The organism is Leisingera aquimarina DSM 24565, from assembly GCF_000473165.1.
GTDB classification, from domain to species: Bacteria; Pseudomonadota; Alphaproteobacteria; order Rhodobacterales; family Rhodobacteraceae; genus Leisingera; species Leisingera aquimarina.
On the sequence record NZ_KI421504.1, the window covers coordinates 1194939 to 1212198 of the forward strand.

Consider the following 17260-nt stretch of genomic DNA (forward strand, 5'->3'; position numbering starts at 1 on the left):
GACCTTTCGTCTGCAGCCAGTCGTTCCGGCATAAGACTAGGGTGCTGATCTAACCCTGGAGTTAACGCAGCTTGGGGATTTCCGGTATTTCCGCTTCAGAATCCTCATTCTTCAGGTCCAAACCGGCAAAATCGAACAGTTTCGGGTCCAGAAGATGCGAGGGCCGGGCATTCATCAGTGCGCGGAACATCACCTGGCGGCGGCCCGGGCTGTTTGATTCCCACTGATCCAGGATCTGTTTCACCTGCTGGCGCTGCAGCCCGTCCTGGCTGCCGCAGAGATCGCAGGGAATGATCGGATAGTTCATTGCGCGGGCAAATTTCCCGCAGTCGGCCTCGGCCACATGGGCCAGCGGGCGGAACACAAAGAGGTCGCCTTCTTCGTTCACCAGCTTCGGCGGCATGGTCGCCAGGCGGCCGCCGTGAAACAGGTTCATGAAGAAGGTTTCCAGGATGTCATCGCGGTGATGACCCAGCACCACGGCGGAGCAGCCTTCCTCGCGCGCGATGCGGTAGAGATTGCCGCGGCGCAGGCGCGAACACAGGGCGCAATAGGTGCGCCCCTGAGGCACCTTGTCCATCACGATGGAATAGGTGTCCTGGTATTCGATCCGGTGCGGCACGCCCATCTTTTCCAGGAACTCCGGCAGCACCGTGGCCGGAAAACCGGGCTGGCCCTGATCCAGATTGCAAGCCAGCAGATCCACCGGCAGCAACCCGCGCCATTTCAGCTCGTACAGTACCGCCAGCAGGGTATAGCTGTCCTTGCCGCCCGACAGGCAGACCAGCCATTTCGGGGTGCTGCCGTCTGCGCGGCGCTCCACCATGCCGTATTGGTCGATCGCCTCGCGCGCATAGCGCACGATGCGCTTCCTGAGCTTCTTGAACTCGGTGGTCGAGGGGGCGCCGGCAAACAGCGGGTGGATTTCGTCCAGATCATCATCAAGCATGGCCGCGCCCTAGCTGAGGAAGTGCATTTTGCCAAGAAAAAAAGGTGTTCCGGCGTCAGTTCTTGGTGTCCGGGACCGGGTCATAGCCATCGCCGCCAAGCGGATGGCAGCGGCCTATGCGGCGGACGGTGAGCCAGGCGCCTTTCACAGCGCCATGTTTTTCCAGTGCTTCCAACGCGTAGGCCGAGCAGGTGGGCTGGTAGCGGCAGTTAAAACCGACCCAAGGGCTGAACAGCAGCCGGTAGGCGCGCACAGGCAGGGCGAGGATATGGGCCAGAGGGGTCATGCGGATTAGATAAGGTGAGCTGCGCCGCATGGCAATGAGGGCAGCGCCCTCCCGTGGGGAGGGGCGGGCGCTGTCCGGCCTATCGGCCGGACGAACGGCATCCATAGTGGCACGGACTTCCCGCGGGCATGCGCGGAGCCTGGTTTTTGCTGGCTTACTGGCCGTGGATCTTTTTCAGCGCATAGATCAGATCGCGCTTCAGCTCCTCAAACGGGCGCTGGGCGGTCTCCACCGCGCGGCCGATCAGCACGTAATCCCAGCCCGGGCGGCCATGCGCGGGAAGAATCATCCGCGCGGCCTCGCGCAGCCGTCGTTTGGCGCGGTTGCGGGCAACGGCATTGCCGACCTTTTTGGAGCAGGTGAAGCCCATCCGGATACCGGCGTCATCGGCACGGTTGCGGCCCTGAACCATCATCCCCTTGGTGCCCTGCTTGCGGGCAGGGGAGCGGGCACAGGCAAGGAAATCACGGCGCTTGGCCATGACCTCGATCTTTGGCGCAACAGCTGCGCAAACGGACACCGCCGGAGGCGTGTCCCCTCGGGCAGCAGTGCCGTCCTTGGGGGCCTCCGGCGGTGTCATGTCCGTCAGAACGGGAACTGAGCTTATGCGCTCAGTTCTTTCCGGCCGCGGGCGCGGCGTGCGTTCAGGATCTTGCGGCCAGCTTTGGTGGCCATGCGCGCACGGAAGCCGTGGCGGCGTTTACGAACCAGGTTCGAAGGCTGATAGGTGCGTTTCATCGCTCCGGTCTCCACATTGTATCTTCGGGCAGGGCGCGGAATCGCCTCCCGGGGGTCTATCTCGAAGCCCGGTCTTTAGGAGGGAACGGCGGGTAAGTCAAACCCTGCGGCACGGGTTTTCGGAGAGTTGTGCAACATTTCTGCCAAAAACCGCACCGGAACAGCCTCCGGGCAGGGCGGATGTAACATCGGGGCAGTGATTCTGCCACAAACCTCACGAATCCGGGGGCGGGCGATCAAGCAGCCGTGAGGCAGGGCTGCCCGGCCTCGCCTGCGGGCCATTTAACACGTAGCAACAAGGCACTGTTACAGAGACGGACGTATGAACGACATGAGCGAGACCCCCAAGACCGATTCCCCGCCGGCGGATCAGCCAGCGGCCAAGCCCGGGTTGATCCGCCACCTGCCGCTGATCGCCGTGGTGGCGGTGGCGCTGATCGGGGCGGTGACGTTGAAGGACTACCTGACCTTTGACACGCTGCGCGACAACCGTGAGGCGCTGATGGCATTCCGGGACCAGAATTTCCTCGGCCTCGTGGCGCTGTTCATGGGCATCTATATTGTGATCGTAGTGTTTTCGCTGCCCGGTGCGGCAGTGGCCTCGGTCACCGGCGGGTTCCTGTTCGGGCTGGTGACGGGCACCGCGGTCAATGTAATCTCTGCCACCATCGGTGCTGCGGGCATCTTTCTGGCGGCGCGCTGGGGGCTGGGGGCGGCGCTGACCGCCAGAATGGAAGCGGCAGAAGGCCGGGTTCAGATGCTGAAGCAAGCGTTGCGCGAGAATGAAGTCGAGGTGCTGCTGCTGTTGCGGCTGGTGCCGGCGGTGCCGTTCTTTGTCGCCAACCTGCTGCCCGCGCTTGTGGGCGTGAAATTCAGCAACTTCCTGTGGACCACGGCGGCGGGCATTATTCCGGGCGCCATTGTGTTTACTTGGATCGGGGTCGGTGTCGGGTCGGTGTTCGACCGCGGTGAAGACCCGGACCTGAGCCTGTTGTGGGAGCCGCATGTGATCGGGCCGATTCTGGGGCTGTGTGTGCTGGCGGCGATGCCGATCCTGGTCAAATCCGTCCGCGGCTCCCTGCGCGGCCCAAAAAGCAAGGATACCTGAACATGAGCCGCATTGAATGTGATCTCCTGGTGATCGGCGCCGGGTCGGGCGGGCTGTCGGTGGCCGCTGGGGCCAGTCAGATGGGTGCCTCTGTGGTGCTGCTCGAAGGCCATAAGATGGGCGGCGACTGCCTGAACTATGGCTGTGTGCCCTCCAAGGCGCTGCTGGCCAGCGGCAAGGCGGCGCACGCCCAGGCGCATACCCAAGCGTTCGGCGTGGCGGATCAGCAACCGCAGCCGGACTATGCCGCGGCCAAGGATCATGTGCAGGCGGTGATTGATACCATCGCCCCGGTCGACAGTCAGGAACGGTTCGAGGGCTTTGGCGTGCAGGTGATCCGCGAGTTCGGCCGTTTCGTTTCGCCAACAGAAGTCGAAGCAGGCCCGCATAGGATCATCGCGCGGCGGGTGGTGATCGCCACGGGGTCTTCGCCGCTGGTCCCGCCGATACCGGGGCTGGACAAGGTGCCGTATGAGACCAACGAAACCCTGTTTGAGCTGCGCGAAAAGCCGGAGCATCTGTTGATCATCGGCGGCGGTCCGATCGGCATGGAAATGGCGCAGGTGCATATCCGTTTGGGCAGCAAAGTCACTGTGATCGAAGGTTTCAAAGCGCTGGGCAAGGATGATCCGGAGGCCGCATCGCTGGTACTGGACAGCTTGCGCGCAGAAGGCGTGGAGATCGTGGAAGGCGCCATGGTGTCCCGCATCGGCGGTCAGGCGGGTACGATTGAGGTGGAGACGAAGGACGGCAGCCGGTTCAAGGGCAGCCACCTGCTGATGGCGGTGGGGCGCAAGGCCAATATGGAGCGGCTGAACCTGGCCGCCGCCGGGATTGAGACCAAGGGCAACGGCATCAAAGTAGACGACAGCCTGCTGACCACCAACAGACAGGTCTATGCCATCGGCGATGTGGCCGGCGGGCTGCAGTTCACCCATGTAGCTGGCTATCACGCAGGCATTATCATCCGCTCGGCGCTGTTCGGCCTGCCGTCCAAGGCCAAGATCAGCCATATCCCCTGGGCCACCTATACCGACCCGGAACTGGCCCAGGTTGGCCTGACCGAAGCGCAGGCGCGGGATATCTACGGCGTCAAACTGGAGGTGGCCCGGTTCGACTACCATCACAACGACCGCGCCATTGCTGAACGAAAGACCAAAGGTTTTATAAAGGTGATGGTGTTCAAGGGCCGTCCCGTGGGGGCCACGATCGCAGGCCATCAGGCGGGCGAATTGATCAGCCTGTGGTCGATGACGCTGGCCAACCGTCTGAAAATGAGCCAGATTGCAGCCATGGTTGCGCCTTACCCCTCCTTCAGCGAGCTTAACAAACGGGTGGCAGGGGCCTATTTCTCCCCGCGGCTGTTTGAGAGCGGTTTTGTGAAACGCGCAGTGCGCTTTGTTCAGCGCTGGATACCTTGAGGTAAGGGCGGCGGGATGCTCAACACGCTTTCGGGCAGATTTCTGATCCTGACCACGGTCTTTGTGATGCTGGCCGAGGTGCTGATCTTTGTGCCCTCGATTGCGCGGTTCCGCGAGGATTACCTGGCCGACCGGCTGCAGCGGGCGCAGATCGCCTCGCTGGCGCTTCTGGCCGACGACATGCTGGAGACAGAGCTGGAAGCGGAACTTCTGGAGAATGCCGGTGTCTACAACGTTGTTCTGCGCCGGGACGAGATCCGCCAGCTGATGCTGGCCTCGCCGATCCCGCGGCAGATCACCGGCACTTATGATCTGCGCATGGCAGGCGCGATGATGCTGATCAAGGATGCGATGATGCGGCTGATCCGTCGGGAGAATGAGATCATCCGGGTGATCGGCGCACCGGTGCGCGATGCGGGCCTGCTGATCGAGGTCACCATGGAAACCGCGCCGCTGCGGGTGGCGATGATCGACTACGGGGTGCGGATCCTGATCCTGTCGGCGGTGATCTCCATTTTCACCGCGCTGCTGCTGTTCGTTGCGGTGCGGATTGTGCTGGTGAAACCGATCAAGAGCGTCGTTGGCTATATGCAGCGCTATGCGGCGGCACCGGAAGATGCGCGCGGCATCATCCATCCAAGTTCCAGCGTGGTGGAACTGCGCGAGGCCGAAGAGGCGCTGATGCAGTTGCAGACCGAGCTGACACATGCGCTGAAGCAGCGCGAGCGGCTGGCCCAGCTGGGCGGCGCGGTCGCCAAGGTGAGCCATGATCTGCGCAACATCCTGACCTCGGCGCAGCTGTTCACCGACCGTATCGAGATGAGCGAGGACCCCCTGGTTCGCCGGCTGGCTCCGAAGCTGGTGAATTCGATCACCCGTGCGGTTTCCTTATGTGAGGGAACCCTGGCGTTCGGCCGGGCGGAGGAGCCCTCGCCCACCTTTGCAGTGGTTTGCCTGCATGAAATCACTGCGGATATTGCTGAAAGCGAGCTGCTGGCCGCGGACAGCCAGCTGGTCGGGATCGTCAATGCGGTGCCCAAACCGATGATGCTGCGCGCCGATTCCGAACAGCTGTTCCGCATTGTCATGAACCTGGTGCGCAATGCCCGTCAGGCGATCACTGCCTCCGGAAAGCCGGGACGGATCACGGTCGGGGCGCATGAGGAAGAAGACGCCTGGTACATCACCGTTGCCGACACCGGCCCCGGTTTGCCGAAGAAGGCGCAGGACAATCTGTTCACCCCGTTTCAGGGCGGTGCCCGCAAGGGCGGCACCGGGCTGGGGCTGGCCATAGCGGGCGAGCTGGCCCGCGGCCATGGCGGATCGGTCGTGCTGAAGGAAACCAGTCCGGCAGGCACCGTTTTCGAGATCTGCCTGCCCAAGGGCGACGGCACGATTTGACCGCGGCAAGCGGGCTGGCGTGAACTATGTCAGCCGGAGGAAACTAATTTTGGGTTTTGGGGTTGCGACTCCCCGGCGCTATGAGTAAACCCCGCCGCAGTGGACCGATAGCTCAGCTGGATAGAGTACTTGACTACGAATCAAGGGGTCGGGGGTTCGAATCCTCCTCGGTCCGCCACTTCTTCTGTTGTAAGACGACACATAGTTCTGACTTTTGCGACAGAACATTGCCTTTGCGCCGCATAGCTTTGCCTTCGGCCCTGTGATGACGCTGAACATATTTCCCTCTTTCAAAACTGGTTTTGAGCGAAGCCCTTCAGGGCGCTCGTCTCTAAAACCTGCTCCCGGCGAGGGTTGGGGATAGCAAGTGCAATACAATTCGATGGGGTTGGTGCGGCCCGCAAGCGTCAGCCGAGGACACCGCCATGTCTAATTGTATTGCAGGCGCGTGGGGACGACGTCCCCTAGCTCTTTTGTTGGGTAGGTCGGGCGGAATGCGGTTCTCTGTTTGCGGGATCGTCAAGTGCGGGTTCTATTGCCGTTCGGGGTCCTGGTTCTCTGCGAAGTCGGTGTTTCCGCTTCCTGATGGCGTCCGGGAGCTGACCGGCCAGAATGTCATTCGCGAAGTGAGCGTTACGCTCCTTCCACCGCTTTAGACTGGCTTGATCCGCCGCCGTCCCGAAGGACGCTGAACCCGCCCTGTCTCTGGTGGGCGGGGTCTCAGTTGGTTGTCAGGTGATGAGCTTCTTTTCCGGTTCGAAAACTGTCCCGTCGCGCCAGATGCACATCATGACGACAGCGAGTTTTCGGGATGCCGCTACCGCAGCTTTCTTGAAGCCCTTCCGGTCTTGCAGCTTCTTGGCCCACGCGCGCAATTGTGACGGCTTTCTGACCTGGGTGATCAAGCTGGTTGCAGCGGAGTAGAGCAATCTGCGCAGATCGCGATCTCCGCATTTCGATATCCGGCCGGACAAGTCCATGTCGCCGGATTGATGCCGCCGCGGCGTGAGGCCGAGGAAGGCACCGACGTCTCGCGATCTCCGGAAGCGGCCTGCGTTGTCGAGGGTTGCGATAAAGGACAGCGCCATGACAGGCCCGACGCCCGGGACGGTCATGAGGCGGCGGGCAAGGCCGCTTTGGCGCGCGATGAGCCTGAGATCTTCATCCATCGCTTCCGCAGCCGCGCACAGGGCCCTGTGGATCGGGATGAACATGTCGGCCATCACGCCGAGTGCCGGGTTGGTCTGGCCTGCCTCAGCGAACTGGTCGCGGAAGCCCTGCCGCAGGTTTGCCCGGCCTACTGAACCCATACAGATCCCGAAAACCTTCAGCACACCGCGAACATGCGCCTCCAGGTCCTTGCGCATCCTGATCAGGCGCTCCCGAGCGCCAATGAGCACGCGAACCCGCTCTGACGCCTCGCTTCTGATGTGAACCCGGCTGAACCATCCGGTGCGGGCCAGATGCGCCAGCCCTTCGGCATCACCAGGATCGGACTTGTTGATCCGCCCCGACAGCGCCTTGTGCGCCAGGCGTGCATCAATGCAGATGATCGGAAGGCCGCGTTTCTGCAGCTCGCGGTTGAGGGATCACATCTGCCCACCCAAATGACCCTCGACATGCAGGGCATTCCGCGCACGACTTTCTAGCGTTGGTATGATCGCTACGTTGAAGGCGGGTTCGATGCCCTTGCAGATCACTCGCCCCGCCCAAAGTCGGTCTGGAACCGTATTCCACAGGCCAGGCGGGATGACCTGACCTGGTTTGCGTTGGAGCATGAAGCGCTGACGACACGCGAACTGGCGGTCAAATACACCGATGAGAAGCGGTATTTTGTCTCTGAATCATCCGCTTACCGCATTCTGAAGGCCGCCGATCCGATCACCGCGCCCGAGTATGTGGTGATCAAGGCTGCCGGCGAGTTCAAAGACAAGACGACAGCCATCAGCCAGATGCGGCAGACGGATTTCACCTGCTTCAAAATCATCGGTTGGGGTTGGTATTACCTCAGCACGATCCTGGACGACTACAGCCGCTGCATCATCGCCTGGAAACTTTGCACGAACATGCGGGCCGAGGATGTGACAGACACGATTGAACTGGCTTTGACAGCATCGGGCTGCGACCAGGCAGTCGTACGCCACAAGCCGCGCCTGCTCAGCGACAATGGCTCGTGCTGCATCTCTGGCGACTTGGCTGAGTGGTTGGAAAAACAAAAGATGACCCATGTGCGCGGAGCACCATTCCGCCCGCAAACCCAGGGCAAGATTGAACGCTGGCATCAGACCATGAAAAACCGGGTCCTGCTGGAAAACTACTACCTCCCCGGCGACCTCGAACGCCAGATCGGGGCCTTTGTCGACGACTACAACAACCAGCGCTGCCACGAGAGCCTGAGCAGCGTCACACCCGCCGACGTCTGCTTCGGAAGGGACAAAGCCATTCTGAGAGAACGGGAGAAGATCAAGAAGTTGACGATCCGACAGCGCCGATTGCAACATCAAAAACAGGCAGCATAATCATTCACGCAACCGAACCAGAGCCTCCAATGCTCAAGCCGCTCTGAAGTCCCATTTTATTTGACGACGGACACCGCCTAGCATCGCCGGACCTGCCGGCCGCGGCTTGAAGGTCCAGCACCTTCCATATAATCCGCGTCATGCCTGCAAAGATATTTTCGATGGAGGCGCGGAGAACGGCGGTGCCCGGCTCGCGCTCAATTACAAGCACTCCGGCCGCAACGGCATCCAGCGCATTTCCTGTGATCTGCCGCCGACCGGTCTTCTGCAACTTGTGCTCTTCGCGGAAGCGCTCAGCCTGCGCAAACGCTTCGGGACTCCGGTTGTATCGGATGTACCAATCGATGGGCTAGCCGAGGACACGGCTCTGTCGAATGGGGTTGCCCGTGGGGAAGGGCAGCGCCCTCAGCTTGACGGCCATCCGGTCCGAACGCCGGCTCTGCAAGGAGGTGCATCTGAACTTGGCGTATCGGTGGTTCTGTCGGCTTGATCTGAGTGACCGGGTTCCGGATCACTCGGCGTTTTCGAAGAACCCCGAGTTTTTCAGCAGTCTGTTAACTGTGCTTCCGCCTGAGCGCTGCCCATAAGGGCTTGCAAAGGCACAGGTATTCCTGAAGCGCATAGCTTCAATGTGCAGGTTGCATACCCTATGCGATATCGGCATTTCACAGATGCCGCGCCACCGGATAGCGTTCACGCCATAATCACAGGGGAGTATGCCTAATGACGAAATTTGTCAGAAGCCTGGCGGCTGCTGCGGTGGTGGCGATGGCACCGGTTGCCTACGCCGAAACCACCGTGCGCGTTGCCTATGACGCTGACCCGGTCTCGCTGGATCCGCATGAACAGTTGTCCGGCGGCACGCTGCAGCTGTCGCACATGGTCTTTGACCCGCTGGTGCGCTGGACCCAGGACCTGCAGTTCGAACCGCGCCTGGCTGAAAGCTGGGAGCAGATCGACGGCACCACCATGCGCTTCAAGCTGCGCAGCGGCGTGACCTTCCACAGCGGCAACCCGCTGACCGCCAAGGACGTTGACTGGACCTTTGACCGGCTCAAAGAAAGCGACGATTTCAAAGGCATTTTCTCCCCGTTCAGCGATGTTGAAGTCGTCGATGACATGACTTTCGACCTCAAGACCTCGGAGCCTTATCCGCTGGTCCTGCACACCGCGACCTACATCTTTCCGATGGACAGCGCCTATTATTCCGGCACCACCGCTGACGGCAAAGACAAGGCCGAGATCGTCAAGCATGGCGACAGCTTTGCCTCCCGCAACGTCTCCGGCACCGGCCCGTTCATCGTCTCCGAGCGTGAGCAGGGCGTGCGCGTGGTGTTCGACCGTTTCGCCGATTACTGGGACGCAGACGCCGGCAATGTCGACAAGATCGTGCTGACCCCGATCAAGGAAGACCCGACCCGGGTGGCGGCGCTGCTGTCCGGCGATGTCGATTTCATTGCTCCGGTTCCGCCGACTGACCTCAAGCGCGTGGCGGAGGCCCAGGGCGTTGATCTGATCACCATGCCCGGCACCCGCATCATCACCTTCCAGATGAACCAGGACCGTGTTGAGGCCTTTAAGGACGCCCGTGTGCGCAAGGCGATCGACTATGCGGTGAACAACTCCGGCATCGTTGACCGCATCATGCGCGGCTTCGGCACCGTGGGCGGCCAGGCCAGCCCGGCGGGCTACCTGGGCTACAGCGAAGGCTTCGCGCCGCGCTTTGACCTGGAAAAAGCCAAGGCACTGATGGCCGAAGCAGGCTATGCCGATGGGTTCTCGATCACCATGATGGCACCGAACAACCGCTATGTGAACGACGACAAGATCGCCCAGGCGGTGGCCTCGATGCTGGCTCAGATCAACATCAAGGTGGATCTGCAGACCATGCCCAAGGCCCAGTACTGGCCGACGTTTGACGAGCGCGCGGCGGACATGATGATGATCGGCTGGCACGCGGATACCGAAGATTCCGCCAACTTCCACCAGTTCCTGACCGCCTGCCCGGATGAAGCAACCGGCAATGGCCAGTACAACTCCGGCAACTACTGCAACGAAGAAGCCGATGCGCTGATGAACGCTGCCAATGCGGAAACCGACCCGGCCAAGCGCACCGAGCTGCTGCAGAAGCTGGAAGGCATCCTGTACGACGAGGCAGCCTTTATCCCGCTGCACTGGCAGAACCTGGCATGGGGCGCCAAGTCCGGCATGAACGCAGCCGACATCGTGAACGCGCTGAACTTCCCCTACTTCGGTGATCTGATTGTCGAGACAGGCAGCTAAGCCATTGAAAAGGCATCACTGATAGGATCCGGGCCGGTCTCCCCCGGCCGGCCCGGGCCACCCACATAACAAGCGGCCGCCAAGGCTGTGTTTGCAGGATCCGCGTCCCGCTTGGACATTGCGCCCTGCGCTGTAACCAAACTCTACAAAGGTCAGGAAGATGTTTGCCTATCTCGCCAAGCGAGTGATCCAGGCGATTGCCGTGATGTTCGTCATCTCGCTGATTGCCTTCGCCATCCAGGGCAACCTGGGCGACCCGCTGCGCGAGCTGGTCGGACAGTCGGTTTCGGAAGAAGTGCGCCAGCAGCTGCGCGATGAGCTGGGGCTGAACGACAGCTTCGTGACGCAATACCTGCGGTTTGCGGGCAATGCGCTGCAGGGCGATCTGGGCACCTCCTATTTCTTCAAGGAGCCGGCGCTGGACGTGATCCTGAAGAAGCTGCCGGCAACGCTGGAGCTGGTGTTCGGCGCGACGCTGATCATCGTCGGCCTGTCGGTGCCGCTGGGTGTCTATACCGCGATCAAGCCCAATTCGATCCTGAGCCGTATAATCATGGGGCTGTCGATCATTGGTATTTCGATCCCGGTGTTCCTGACCGCGATCCTGATGATCTTTGTGTTCTCGGTGGAATACGGCTGGCTGCCCTCTTACGGGCGCGGCGATACCGTGCAGGTCTGGGGCTATTGGCAGACCAACTTTGCCACTGCCGATGGCTGGCTGCATATCATCCTGCCCTCAATTGCGCTGGCCTCAATCATGCTGCCGTTGTTTGTCCGCCTGATCCGGGCAGAGATGATGGAAGTGCTGCAATCCGAATACGTCAAATACGCCAAGGCCAAGGGCATCAATCCGTGGCGCATCTATTTTGTCCATGCTTTGAAGAACACGCTCTTGCCGGTGATCACCGTGGGCGGGGTGCAGATCGGCACCATGGTGGCCTATACCATCCTGACCGAGACGGTGTTCCAGTGGCCGGGCATGGGGTTCATGTTCCTTGAGGCGGTGAACCGCGTCGATACCCCGCTGATCGTGGCTTATCTGATTGTCGTCGGCTTCATCTTTGTGGTCACCAACACCATTGTCGATCTGGTCTATGGCCTGGTGAACCCGACTGTGAATATTGCGAGGATGGGCGCATGAGCACCGAAACGCTTTCCCCGAAATCCGAACCGTCGCGCTGGTCCAAGGCCTGGAATTCCAACATGGGCTACAGCTTCCGCCGCAATCCGGTGGCGGTGGTCAGCATGATCATCTTTCTGCTGATTGCCGTGGCCGCCTTTCTGGCGCCTGTGATCGCGCCTTATGATCCGTATGACCCGGCGCAGATGGACATCATGAACTCGGAATACCCGCCGGTTTGGGTGAATGGCGCGCTGCCGGAGTTCATGCTGGGCACCGATGATCAGGGCCGCGACCTGTGGTCGACCATCCTTTACGGCACCCGGCTGTCGTTGCTGATCGGCATCTGCGCGGTGGCGCTGCAGGCCTTCCTGGGCATCTCCATCGGGCTGGTGGCCGGCTATGTCGGCGGCCGTCTGGACAGTCTGCTGATGCGCTTGGCCGATATCCAGCTGTCGTTCTCGACCCTGATGGTGGCGATCATCTTCCTCGCCGTGACACAGGCGATGTTCGGAACTGATACGTTTAACCGCTATGCGGTGGTGTTCCTGATCGCGGTGATCGGGGTGGCAGAATGGCCGCAATACGCCCGCACCGTGCGCGCCACTGTTCTGGCCGAGAAGAAAAAGGAATACGTCGATAGCGCCCGTGTGCTGGGATTCGGCCCGATGCGGATCATGGTGCGGCACATCCTGCCGAACTCGCTGTCGCCGATTTTCGTGATCTCAACCGTGCAGGTCGCCAATGCGATCATTTCCGAGGCGTCGCTCAGTTTTCTGGGTCTGGGCATGCCGCCCAGCCAGCCGTCGCTGGGCTCGCTGATTTCCTCGGGGTTTGACTACATCTTCTCGGGCAGCTGGTGGATCACCGCCATTCCCGGCGTGGTGCTGGTGGTGCTGGTCCTGGTCATCAATCTGCTGGGCGACTGGATGCGCGACGTCCTGAACCCGAAACTCTACAAGGGGTGACGCGATGAGCCTTCTTTCCGTTCGCGACCTGACCGTGAAATTCGCCATGCGCGACGAGACGGTCACTGCCCTCAACGGCATTTCCTTTGACCTGGCCAAGGGCGAGCGCCTTGGCATTGTCGGCGAAAGCGGTGCGGGCAAGTCGATCACCGGGTTTTCGCTGATGAACCTTCTCAGCCGTCCTGGTTATATCGACAACGGCCAGATCCTGTTCGATGGCGAGGACGTCGTGCAGATGAACGACAAGCGCCTGCGCACCCTGCGCGGCAACCGGATGGCGATGATCTTTCAGGATCCGATGGTGACGCTGAACCCGGTGCTGACCATCGGCCAGCAGATGGTTGAAACCCTGCTGGCGCACCGCAAGCTGAGCCGTGAGGAAGCGCGCCAGATTGCCATCGTCAAACTGCGCGAGGTCTATATCCCCTCGCCGGAGGAACGCCTGGAGCAATACCCGCACGAGCTGTCGGGCGGCATGCGCCAGCGGATCATCATTGCGATTGCGCTGCTCTTGGACCCGCAGCTGATCATCGCGGACGAACCCACGACGGCGCTGGACGTGACCATTCAGGCCGACATCATGGAGCTGATGCTGGAACTGTGCCAGTCGAACCAGGTGGGGCTGATCCTGATTACCCACGATCTGGGCGTGGTCAGCCAGATGACCGAGCGCACGCTGGTGATGTATGCGGGCCGGATCATCGAGGCCGGGCGCACACGGGAAATCATCAACGACCCGCAGCACCCTTATACCCAAGGGCTGATCAATGCGCTGCCGCAGCAGACCGTGCCCGGCCAGCGGCTGAAGCAGATCCCCGGCAACATGCCGGGATTGACCAGCATTCCCACCGGCTGCGCCTTTAACCCGCGTTGCAAATACGCTACTGACCTGTGCCGCAGCCGGGTGCCGGACATCGTGCAATACGGCGAGGTCGCAGTGGCCTGCCACGAGGTGCAGCGCCTGAACAGCGATGAAGACCGTCAGGAGGCACGGGCATGAGTGACGCAAAAACAGACCGCCCGCTGCTGCAGATCAAGAACCTGGAAAAGCGGTTCGATCTGGATCAGGGCTTCCTCGAGACGCTGAAGTTCAAACAGGGCAAGATCGTCCGCGAAAGCCGCTCGGTTCACGCGGTGAACAACGTCTCGCTGGACGTGGGCCGTGGCGAGGCGCTGTGTGTGGTTGGCGAGTCGGGCTGCGGCAAGTCCACTGTGGCGCGGCTGGTCGCGGGCCTGCTGACCCCCACCGCGGGCGAAATCCATTATGACGGCCAGCGCATTGATGACCTGTCGCGTGGCGCCATGCAGCCCCTGCGCAAGAAGATCCAGATGATCTTCCAGAATCCCTATGCCTCGCTCAACCCGCGCATGACCATCCGGCAAGCGCTGGAAGAACCCGTGCGCCACCACAACCCCGGCGCCTCGGCGGCGGAGGTGCGCGACAAGGTCACCGAGGTGATGTTGTCGGTGGGTGTCGATCCCAGCTGGGCCAAACGCTATCCGCATGAGTTTTCCGGAGGCCAGCGCCAGCGGATCGCCATTGCCCGCGCCCTGACGGTGGATCCGGAGTTCATCATCGCGGATGAGCCGATCAGCGCGCTGGACGTGTCGATCCAGGCGCAGGTGCTGAACCTGATGCTGGAAGCCAAGGAAAGCCGCGGCCTCACCTATTTGTTCATTACCCACGACCTGAGTGTGGTGGAACATTTTGGTACCCGTGTTGCGGTTCTTTACCTTGGGTCGGTTTGCGAGGTTGCGGACACCGCGACATTGTTCTCCAACCCGAAACACCCTTATACTCGGGCCTTGCTGTCCGCAGTGCCGCAGCTCAAGGATGACCGGCCGAACCATATTCGCCTCAAGGGCGAGATCCCGACGCCGATCAATCTGCCGCAAGGCTGCCCTTTCCAAAGCCGCTGCGCCTTTGCGGACGCTCGATGCAAGAGTGAACAGCCAAAAGCCATTCACCAGCCCGATGGCAGCCTTGTGGCCTGCCATGCTGTCGAAGAAGACAGGCTGGATGCGGTGGCCGCCGGTTAAGACGGGACGCCCAGTTGGACATCATCTGGCTTAAGGACTTCGAGGCTTTGGTCGCGTGCAAGAATTTCTCGCGCGCGGCCGAGGAGCGCAATGTCAGCCAGCCGGCTTTCTCCCGCCGCATCCGGGCGCTGGAGAATGAGATCGGCGTGCGGCTGATCAACCGCGAAACCCTGCCGCTGACGCTGACCCCGGCCGGCGAGGTGTTTCTGTCGCAGTCCCGCATCATGCTGCGCACCTACGAGGAAACCATTGAGCGCTGCCAGACGATTGATGCTGCGGGCGAAAATGTGATCCGCTTTGCCACGTCTCAGTCGCTTTACATGACGCATTACAAGACGCTGATCGCGCCCCTGGCCAGCGAGGGCGGGGTGGATACCGATCTGAACTCCACCTCATGGGCTGCGGACCAGTTCGTCAGTGCGCTGCAGCAGGGCTATTGCGATGTGATCCTGACCTACTGGCATCCGTCGATGGATTTCCTGGGCCCGCTGGAGGTTGCCAATTTCGATCATCTGACCCTGTCCACCGACCGTTATGTGCCGGTTTCCCGGACAACCCCTGACGGCGTGCCGGAGTTTTCCTTTCCCAAGGGCGGCAAGGATGCGGTGCCGCTGCTGTCTTATGGCGCTGTCTCGGCGTTGCGCTCGGTACAGGAATTCGCGCTGGCGCAGCTGTTGCCCGGCCAGAAGGTCTTTGTGGTCAATCAGAACGCGCTGGCCAATAGCGTCAAGGCGATGATCCAAGAGGGTTTTGGCATGGGCTGGCTGCCCCTCAGCCTGTGCCGTGAAGAGATCAAACAGGGACGCTTTGCGGTGGTGGATGAGCGGTTGGCAACAGATCTGGAAATCCGCCTGTACCGCGACCCGCGCAGCACCAAGCCGACGTTGGAGGTGTTGTGGAAAAAGCTGCGGATGTCCGCGCTGGAAACGGTCTGATCCTCATGTCCCGGAAACATTGAGCACCGTTTCAAAATAAAAAAGACGCCCTAAGGCGCCTTGTTTATTGGTCGGAGCGAGAGGATTCGAACCTCCGGCCCCTGCCTCCCGAAGACAGTGCTCTACCAGGCTGAGCTACGCTCCGACCGTGGAGGGCGAAATAGCTCAGGGGGCGGGGTTTGACAAGGGCGATTCCGTAGAAAGCTGTGGTTTTCAGGAATTCTTTTTGCGGGCGCCGAAGGGGTTGGGGCAGCCACTAAAAAGCCCCGCACTGGCGGCCAGGCGGGGCTTTGGAACTTGCGTGGATCGGCCTGGAAATCAGAGGCTGGCGTCCAGTGCCGCAATCACGGCGTCGCCCATCTGGCTGGTGGAAACCGGCTCCACACCGTCTTCGCCCAGCAGGTCTGCAGTGCGCACACCGTCAGCCAGGACCTTCTCAACCGCGGCTTCCAGACGGTCGGCCTCGGCGCCCTGATCAAAGCTGTAGCGCAGCGCCATGGCGAAGCTCAGGATGCAGGCGATCGGGTTGGCCTTGCCCTGGCCCGCGATGTCGGGAGCAGAGCCGTGCACGGGCTCGTACAGCGCCTTGGGGCGGCCGTTTTCCATCGGTGCACCCAGCGACGCGGAAGGCAGCATGCCCAGCGAGCCGGTCAGCATCGCCGCGCAGTCGGACAGGATGTCGCCGAACAGGTTGTCGGTCAGAATGACGTCGAACTGCTTGGGCGCACGCACCAGCTGCATTGCACCGTTGTCGGCGTACATGTGGCTGAGTTCGATCTCGGGGTAATCGGCCGCAACGCGGGTCACAACCTCGCGCCACAGAATGCCGCTCTCCATCACATTGGCCTTCTCCATCGAGCAGACCTTCTTGTTGCGGCGCATTGCCAGCTCGAACGCGGAGCGGGCGGCGCGCTCGATCTCGCTCTCGGTGTAGCGCTGGGTGTTGATGCCGACGCGCTCGTTGCCTTCCTCAAAAATACCGCGCGGCTCGCCGAAGTAGACGCCCGAGGTCAGCTCGCGCACGATCATGATGTCGAGGCCGGCCACGATGTCCTTTTTCAGCGAGGAGAAATCCGCCAGCGCGTCAAAGCACTGCGCGGGGCGCAGGTTGGAATAGAGGTCCATTTCCTTGCGCAGGCGCAGCAGGCCGCGCTCGGGCTTCACCGAGAAATCCAGATCGTCATAGGCAGGGCCGCCGACGGCGCCCAGCAGCACGGCGTCAGCTTCTTGCGCCTTGGCCATGGTTTCATCCGCCAGCGGCTTGCCGTGCTTGTCATAGGCTGCACCGCCGACCAGATCCTCGCTCACATCGAACTGCAGGCCGCGCTTGCCGCCGAACCAGGAGATGATCTTGCGCACCTCGGTCATGACTTCGGGGCCAATCCCGTCGCCGGGCAGAATCAAAATCGATGGGTTGGGCATGGGGATCCTCCAAAAAACAGCTGGCAAGGGCGTAGCGGGACAGCAGGGCAGGGTCAATAATAGGGCCTGA

At 61.4% G+C, this 17260-nt stretch carries 15 protein-coding genes, 2 tRNA genes and 2 pseudogenes; 12 read left to right on the forward strand and 7 right to left on the reverse strand.

From position 1 onward, the window contains the following. Nucleotides 1-61: 61 nt before the first annotated feature. The 4 genes from ttcA to rpmH form a co-directional block, all read right to left on the reverse strand. A complete protein-coding gene (gene ttcA / locus AQUI_RS0109970; RefSeq protein ID WP_027257391.1) occupies nucleotides 62-949 on the reverse strand; it encodes a tRNA 2-thiocytidine(32) synthetase TtcA in 888 nt (295 codons plus the stop codon). A gap of 55 nt (nucleotides 950-1004) precedes the next feature. After that, entirely contained in the window at nucleotides 1005-1235 is a 231-nt protein-coding gene (gene yidD / locus AQUI_RS0109975; RefSeq protein WP_027257392.1) for a membrane protein insertion efficiency factor YidD, read from the reverse strand. 154 nt (nucleotides 1236-1389) lie between these two features. Continuing rightward, complete coding sequence (gene rnpA / locus AQUI_RS0109980) at nucleotides 1390-1815, reverse strand: ribonuclease P protein component (protein ID WP_027257393.1); 426 nt, start codon at nucleotides 1813-1815, stop codon at nucleotides 1390-1392. A gap of 23 nt (nucleotides 1816-1838) precedes the next feature. Next, on the reverse strand, nucleotides 1839-1973 hold the full coding sequence (rpmH, locus tag AQUI_RS0109985; RefSeq protein ID WP_008554144.1) for a 50S ribosomal protein L34: 135 nt from the start codon (nucleotides 1971-1973) through the stop codon (nucleotides 1839-1841). A gap of 322 nt (nucleotides 1974-2295) precedes the next feature. Between rpmH and AQUI_RS0109990 the strand changes: the two genes are divergently transcribed. The 4 genes from AQUI_RS0109990 (at nucleotide 2296) to AQUI_RS0110005 (ending at nucleotide 6081) form a co-directional block, all read left to right on the forward strand. Then, nucleotides 2296-3081, forward strand: coding sequence for a TVP38/TMEM64 family protein (locus AQUI_RS0109990; protein ID WP_027257394.1), 786 nt, complete (start codon nucleotides 2296-2298; stop codon nucleotides 3079-3081). 2 nt (nucleotides 3082-3083) lie between these two features. Continuing rightward, a complete protein-coding gene (locus AQUI_RS0109995) occupies nucleotides 3084-4502 on the forward strand; it encodes a dihydrolipoyl dehydrogenase family protein (protein WP_027257395.1) in 1419 nt (472 codons plus the stop codon). Between the two features lie 15 nt (nucleotides 4503-4517). Next, complete coding sequence (locus AQUI_RS0110000) at nucleotides 4518-5903, forward strand: sensor histidine kinase (protein ID WP_027257396.1); 1386 nt, start codon at nucleotides 4518-4520, stop codon at nucleotides 5901-5903. A gap of 101 nt (nucleotides 5904-6004) precedes the next feature. Further along, nucleotides 6005-6081: transfer RNA gene (locus AQUI_RS0110005), tRNA-Arg, on the forward strand. Between the two features lie 553 nt (nucleotides 6082-6634). Here the strand turns inward: AQUI_RS0110005 and AQUI_RS27560 are convergent. Beyond that, nucleotides 6635-7477 carry an IS110 family RNA-guided transposase gene (locus AQUI_RS27560; protein WP_342665620.1) on the reverse strand — a complete coding sequence of 281 codons (843 nt, stop codon included), beginning with the start codon at nucleotides 7475-7477 and terminating at the stop codon, nucleotides 6635-6637. A 6-nt stretch (nucleotides 7478-7483) separates the two neighbouring features. Here AQUI_RS27560 and AQUI_RS27565 point away from each other — a divergent pair. From AQUI_RS27565 to AQUI_RS0110050, 8 genes and pseudogenes are all read left to right on the forward strand, one after another. Continuing rightward, a pseudogene (locus AQUI_RS27565) lies at nucleotides 7484-8422 on the forward strand (DDE-type integrase/transposase/recombinase); the annotation flags it as partial. A gap of 419 nt (nucleotides 8423-8841) precedes the next feature. Then, nucleotides 8842-8955 (forward strand): annotated as a pseudogene (locus AQUI_RS29875) (transposase); the annotation flags it as partial. Nucleotides 8956-9145: 190 nt separating this feature from the next. Continuing rightward, on the forward strand, nucleotides 9146-10705 hold the full coding sequence (locus tag AQUI_RS0110025) for an ABC transporter substrate-binding protein (protein ID WP_027257398.1): 1560 nt from the start codon (nucleotides 9146-9148) through the stop codon (nucleotides 10703-10705). 160 nt (nucleotides 10706-10865) lie between these two features. Beyond that, on the forward strand, nucleotides 10866-11846 hold the full coding sequence (locus AQUI_RS0110030) for an ABC transporter permease (RefSeq protein ID WP_027257399.1): 981 nt from the start codon (nucleotides 10866-10868) through the stop codon (nucleotides 11844-11846). Continuing rightward, nucleotides 11843-12793 (forward strand): ABC transporter permease, encoded by a 951-nt coding sequence (locus AQUI_RS0110035; RefSeq protein ID WP_027257400.1) that lies wholly within the window; start codon nucleotides 11843-11845, stop codon nucleotides 12791-12793. Before AQUI_RS0110030 ends, AQUI_RS0110035 begins: the two co-directional genes overlap by 4 nt. Nucleotides 12794-12797: 4 nt before the next feature. Then, nucleotides 12798-13793, forward strand: a complete 996-nt coding sequence (locus AQUI_RS0110040; RefSeq protein ID WP_027257401.1) for an ABC transporter ATP-binding protein — start codon at nucleotides 12798-12800, stop codon at nucleotides 13791-13793. After that, entirely contained in the window at nucleotides 13790-14833 is a 1044-nt protein-coding gene (locus AQUI_RS0110045; protein WP_027257402.1) for an ABC transporter ATP-binding protein, read from the forward strand. Before AQUI_RS0110040 ends, AQUI_RS0110045 begins: the two co-directional genes overlap by 4 nt. Nucleotides 14834-14847: 14 nt before the next feature. Continuing rightward, nucleotides 14848-15768: a LysR family transcriptional regulator gene (locus AQUI_RS0110050; RefSeq protein ID WP_027257403.1), complete on the forward strand. Its 921-nt coding sequence runs from the start codon at nucleotides 14848-14850 to the stop codon at nucleotides 15766-15768. 68 nt (nucleotides 15769-15836) lie between these two features. Here the strand turns inward: AQUI_RS0110050 and AQUI_RS0110055 are convergent. Both AQUI_RS0110055 and leuB read right to left on the reverse strand, forming a co-directional pair. Next, nucleotides 15837-15913 (reverse strand) — tRNA-Pro (locus tag AQUI_RS0110055). A 173-nt stretch (nucleotides 15914-16086) separates the two neighbouring features. Next, a complete protein-coding gene (gene leuB / locus AQUI_RS0110060) occupies nucleotides 16087-17190 on the reverse strand; it encodes a 3-isopropylmalate dehydrogenase (RefSeq protein ID WP_027257404.1) in 1104 nt (367 codons plus the stop codon). Nucleotides 17191-17260: the final 70 nt, after the last annotated feature.

Excerpts from the sequence above, each read along its gene's own strand:
- AQUI_RS0110035 (WP_027257400.1), top strand. The coding sequence starts at position 11,843 with ATGAGCACCGAAACGCTTTCCCCGAAATCCGAACCGTCGCGCTGGTCC.
- AQUI_RS0110000 (WP_027257396.1), top strand. The coding sequence starts at position 4,518 with ATGCTCAACACGCTTTCGGGCAGATTTCTGATCCTGACCACGGTCTTT.
- AQUI_RS0110025 (WP_027257398.1), top strand. The coding sequence starts at position 9,146 with ATGACGAAATTTGTCAGAAGCCTGGCGGCTGCTGCGGTGGTGGCGATG.
- AQUI_RS0110040 (WP_027257401.1), top strand. The coding sequence starts at position 12,798 with ATGAGCCTTCTTTCCGTTCGCGACCTGACCGTGAAATTCGCCATGCGC.
- rnpA (WP_027257393.1), bottom strand. The coding sequence starts at position 1,815 with ATGACACCGCCGGAGGCCCCCAAGGACGGCACTGCTGCCCGAGGGGAC.
- ttcA (WP_027257391.1), bottom strand. The coding sequence starts at position 949 with ATGCTTGATGATGATCTGGACGAAATCCACCCGCTGTTTGCCGGCGCC.
- leuB (WP_027257404.1), bottom strand. The coding sequence starts at position 17,190 with ATGCCCAACCCATCGATTTTGATTCTGCCCGGCGACGGGATTGGCCCC.
- AQUI_RS0110030 (WP_027257399.1), top strand. The coding sequence starts at position 10,866 with ATGTTTGCCTATCTCGCCAAGCGAGTGATCCAGGCGATTGCCGTGATG.
- yidD (WP_027257392.1), bottom strand. The coding sequence starts at position 1,235 with ATGACCCCTCTGGCCCATATCCTCGCCCTGCCTGTGCGCGCCTACCGG.
- AQUI_RS0109990 (WP_027257394.1), top strand. The coding sequence starts at position 2,296 with ATGAACGACATGAGCGAGACCCCCAAGACCGATTCCCCGCCGGCGGAT.
- AQUI_RS0109995 (WP_027257395.1), top strand. The coding sequence starts at position 3,084 with ATGAGCCGCATTGAATGTGATCTCCTGGTGATCGGCGCCGGGTCGGGC.
- rpmH (WP_008554144.1), bottom strand. The coding sequence starts at position 1,973 with ATGAAACGCACCTATCAGCCTTCGAACCTGGTTCGTAAACGCCGCCAC.
- AQUI_RS0110045 (WP_027257402.1), top strand. The coding sequence starts at position 13,790 with ATGAGTGACGCAAAAACAGACCGCCCGCTGCTGCAGATCAAGAACCTG.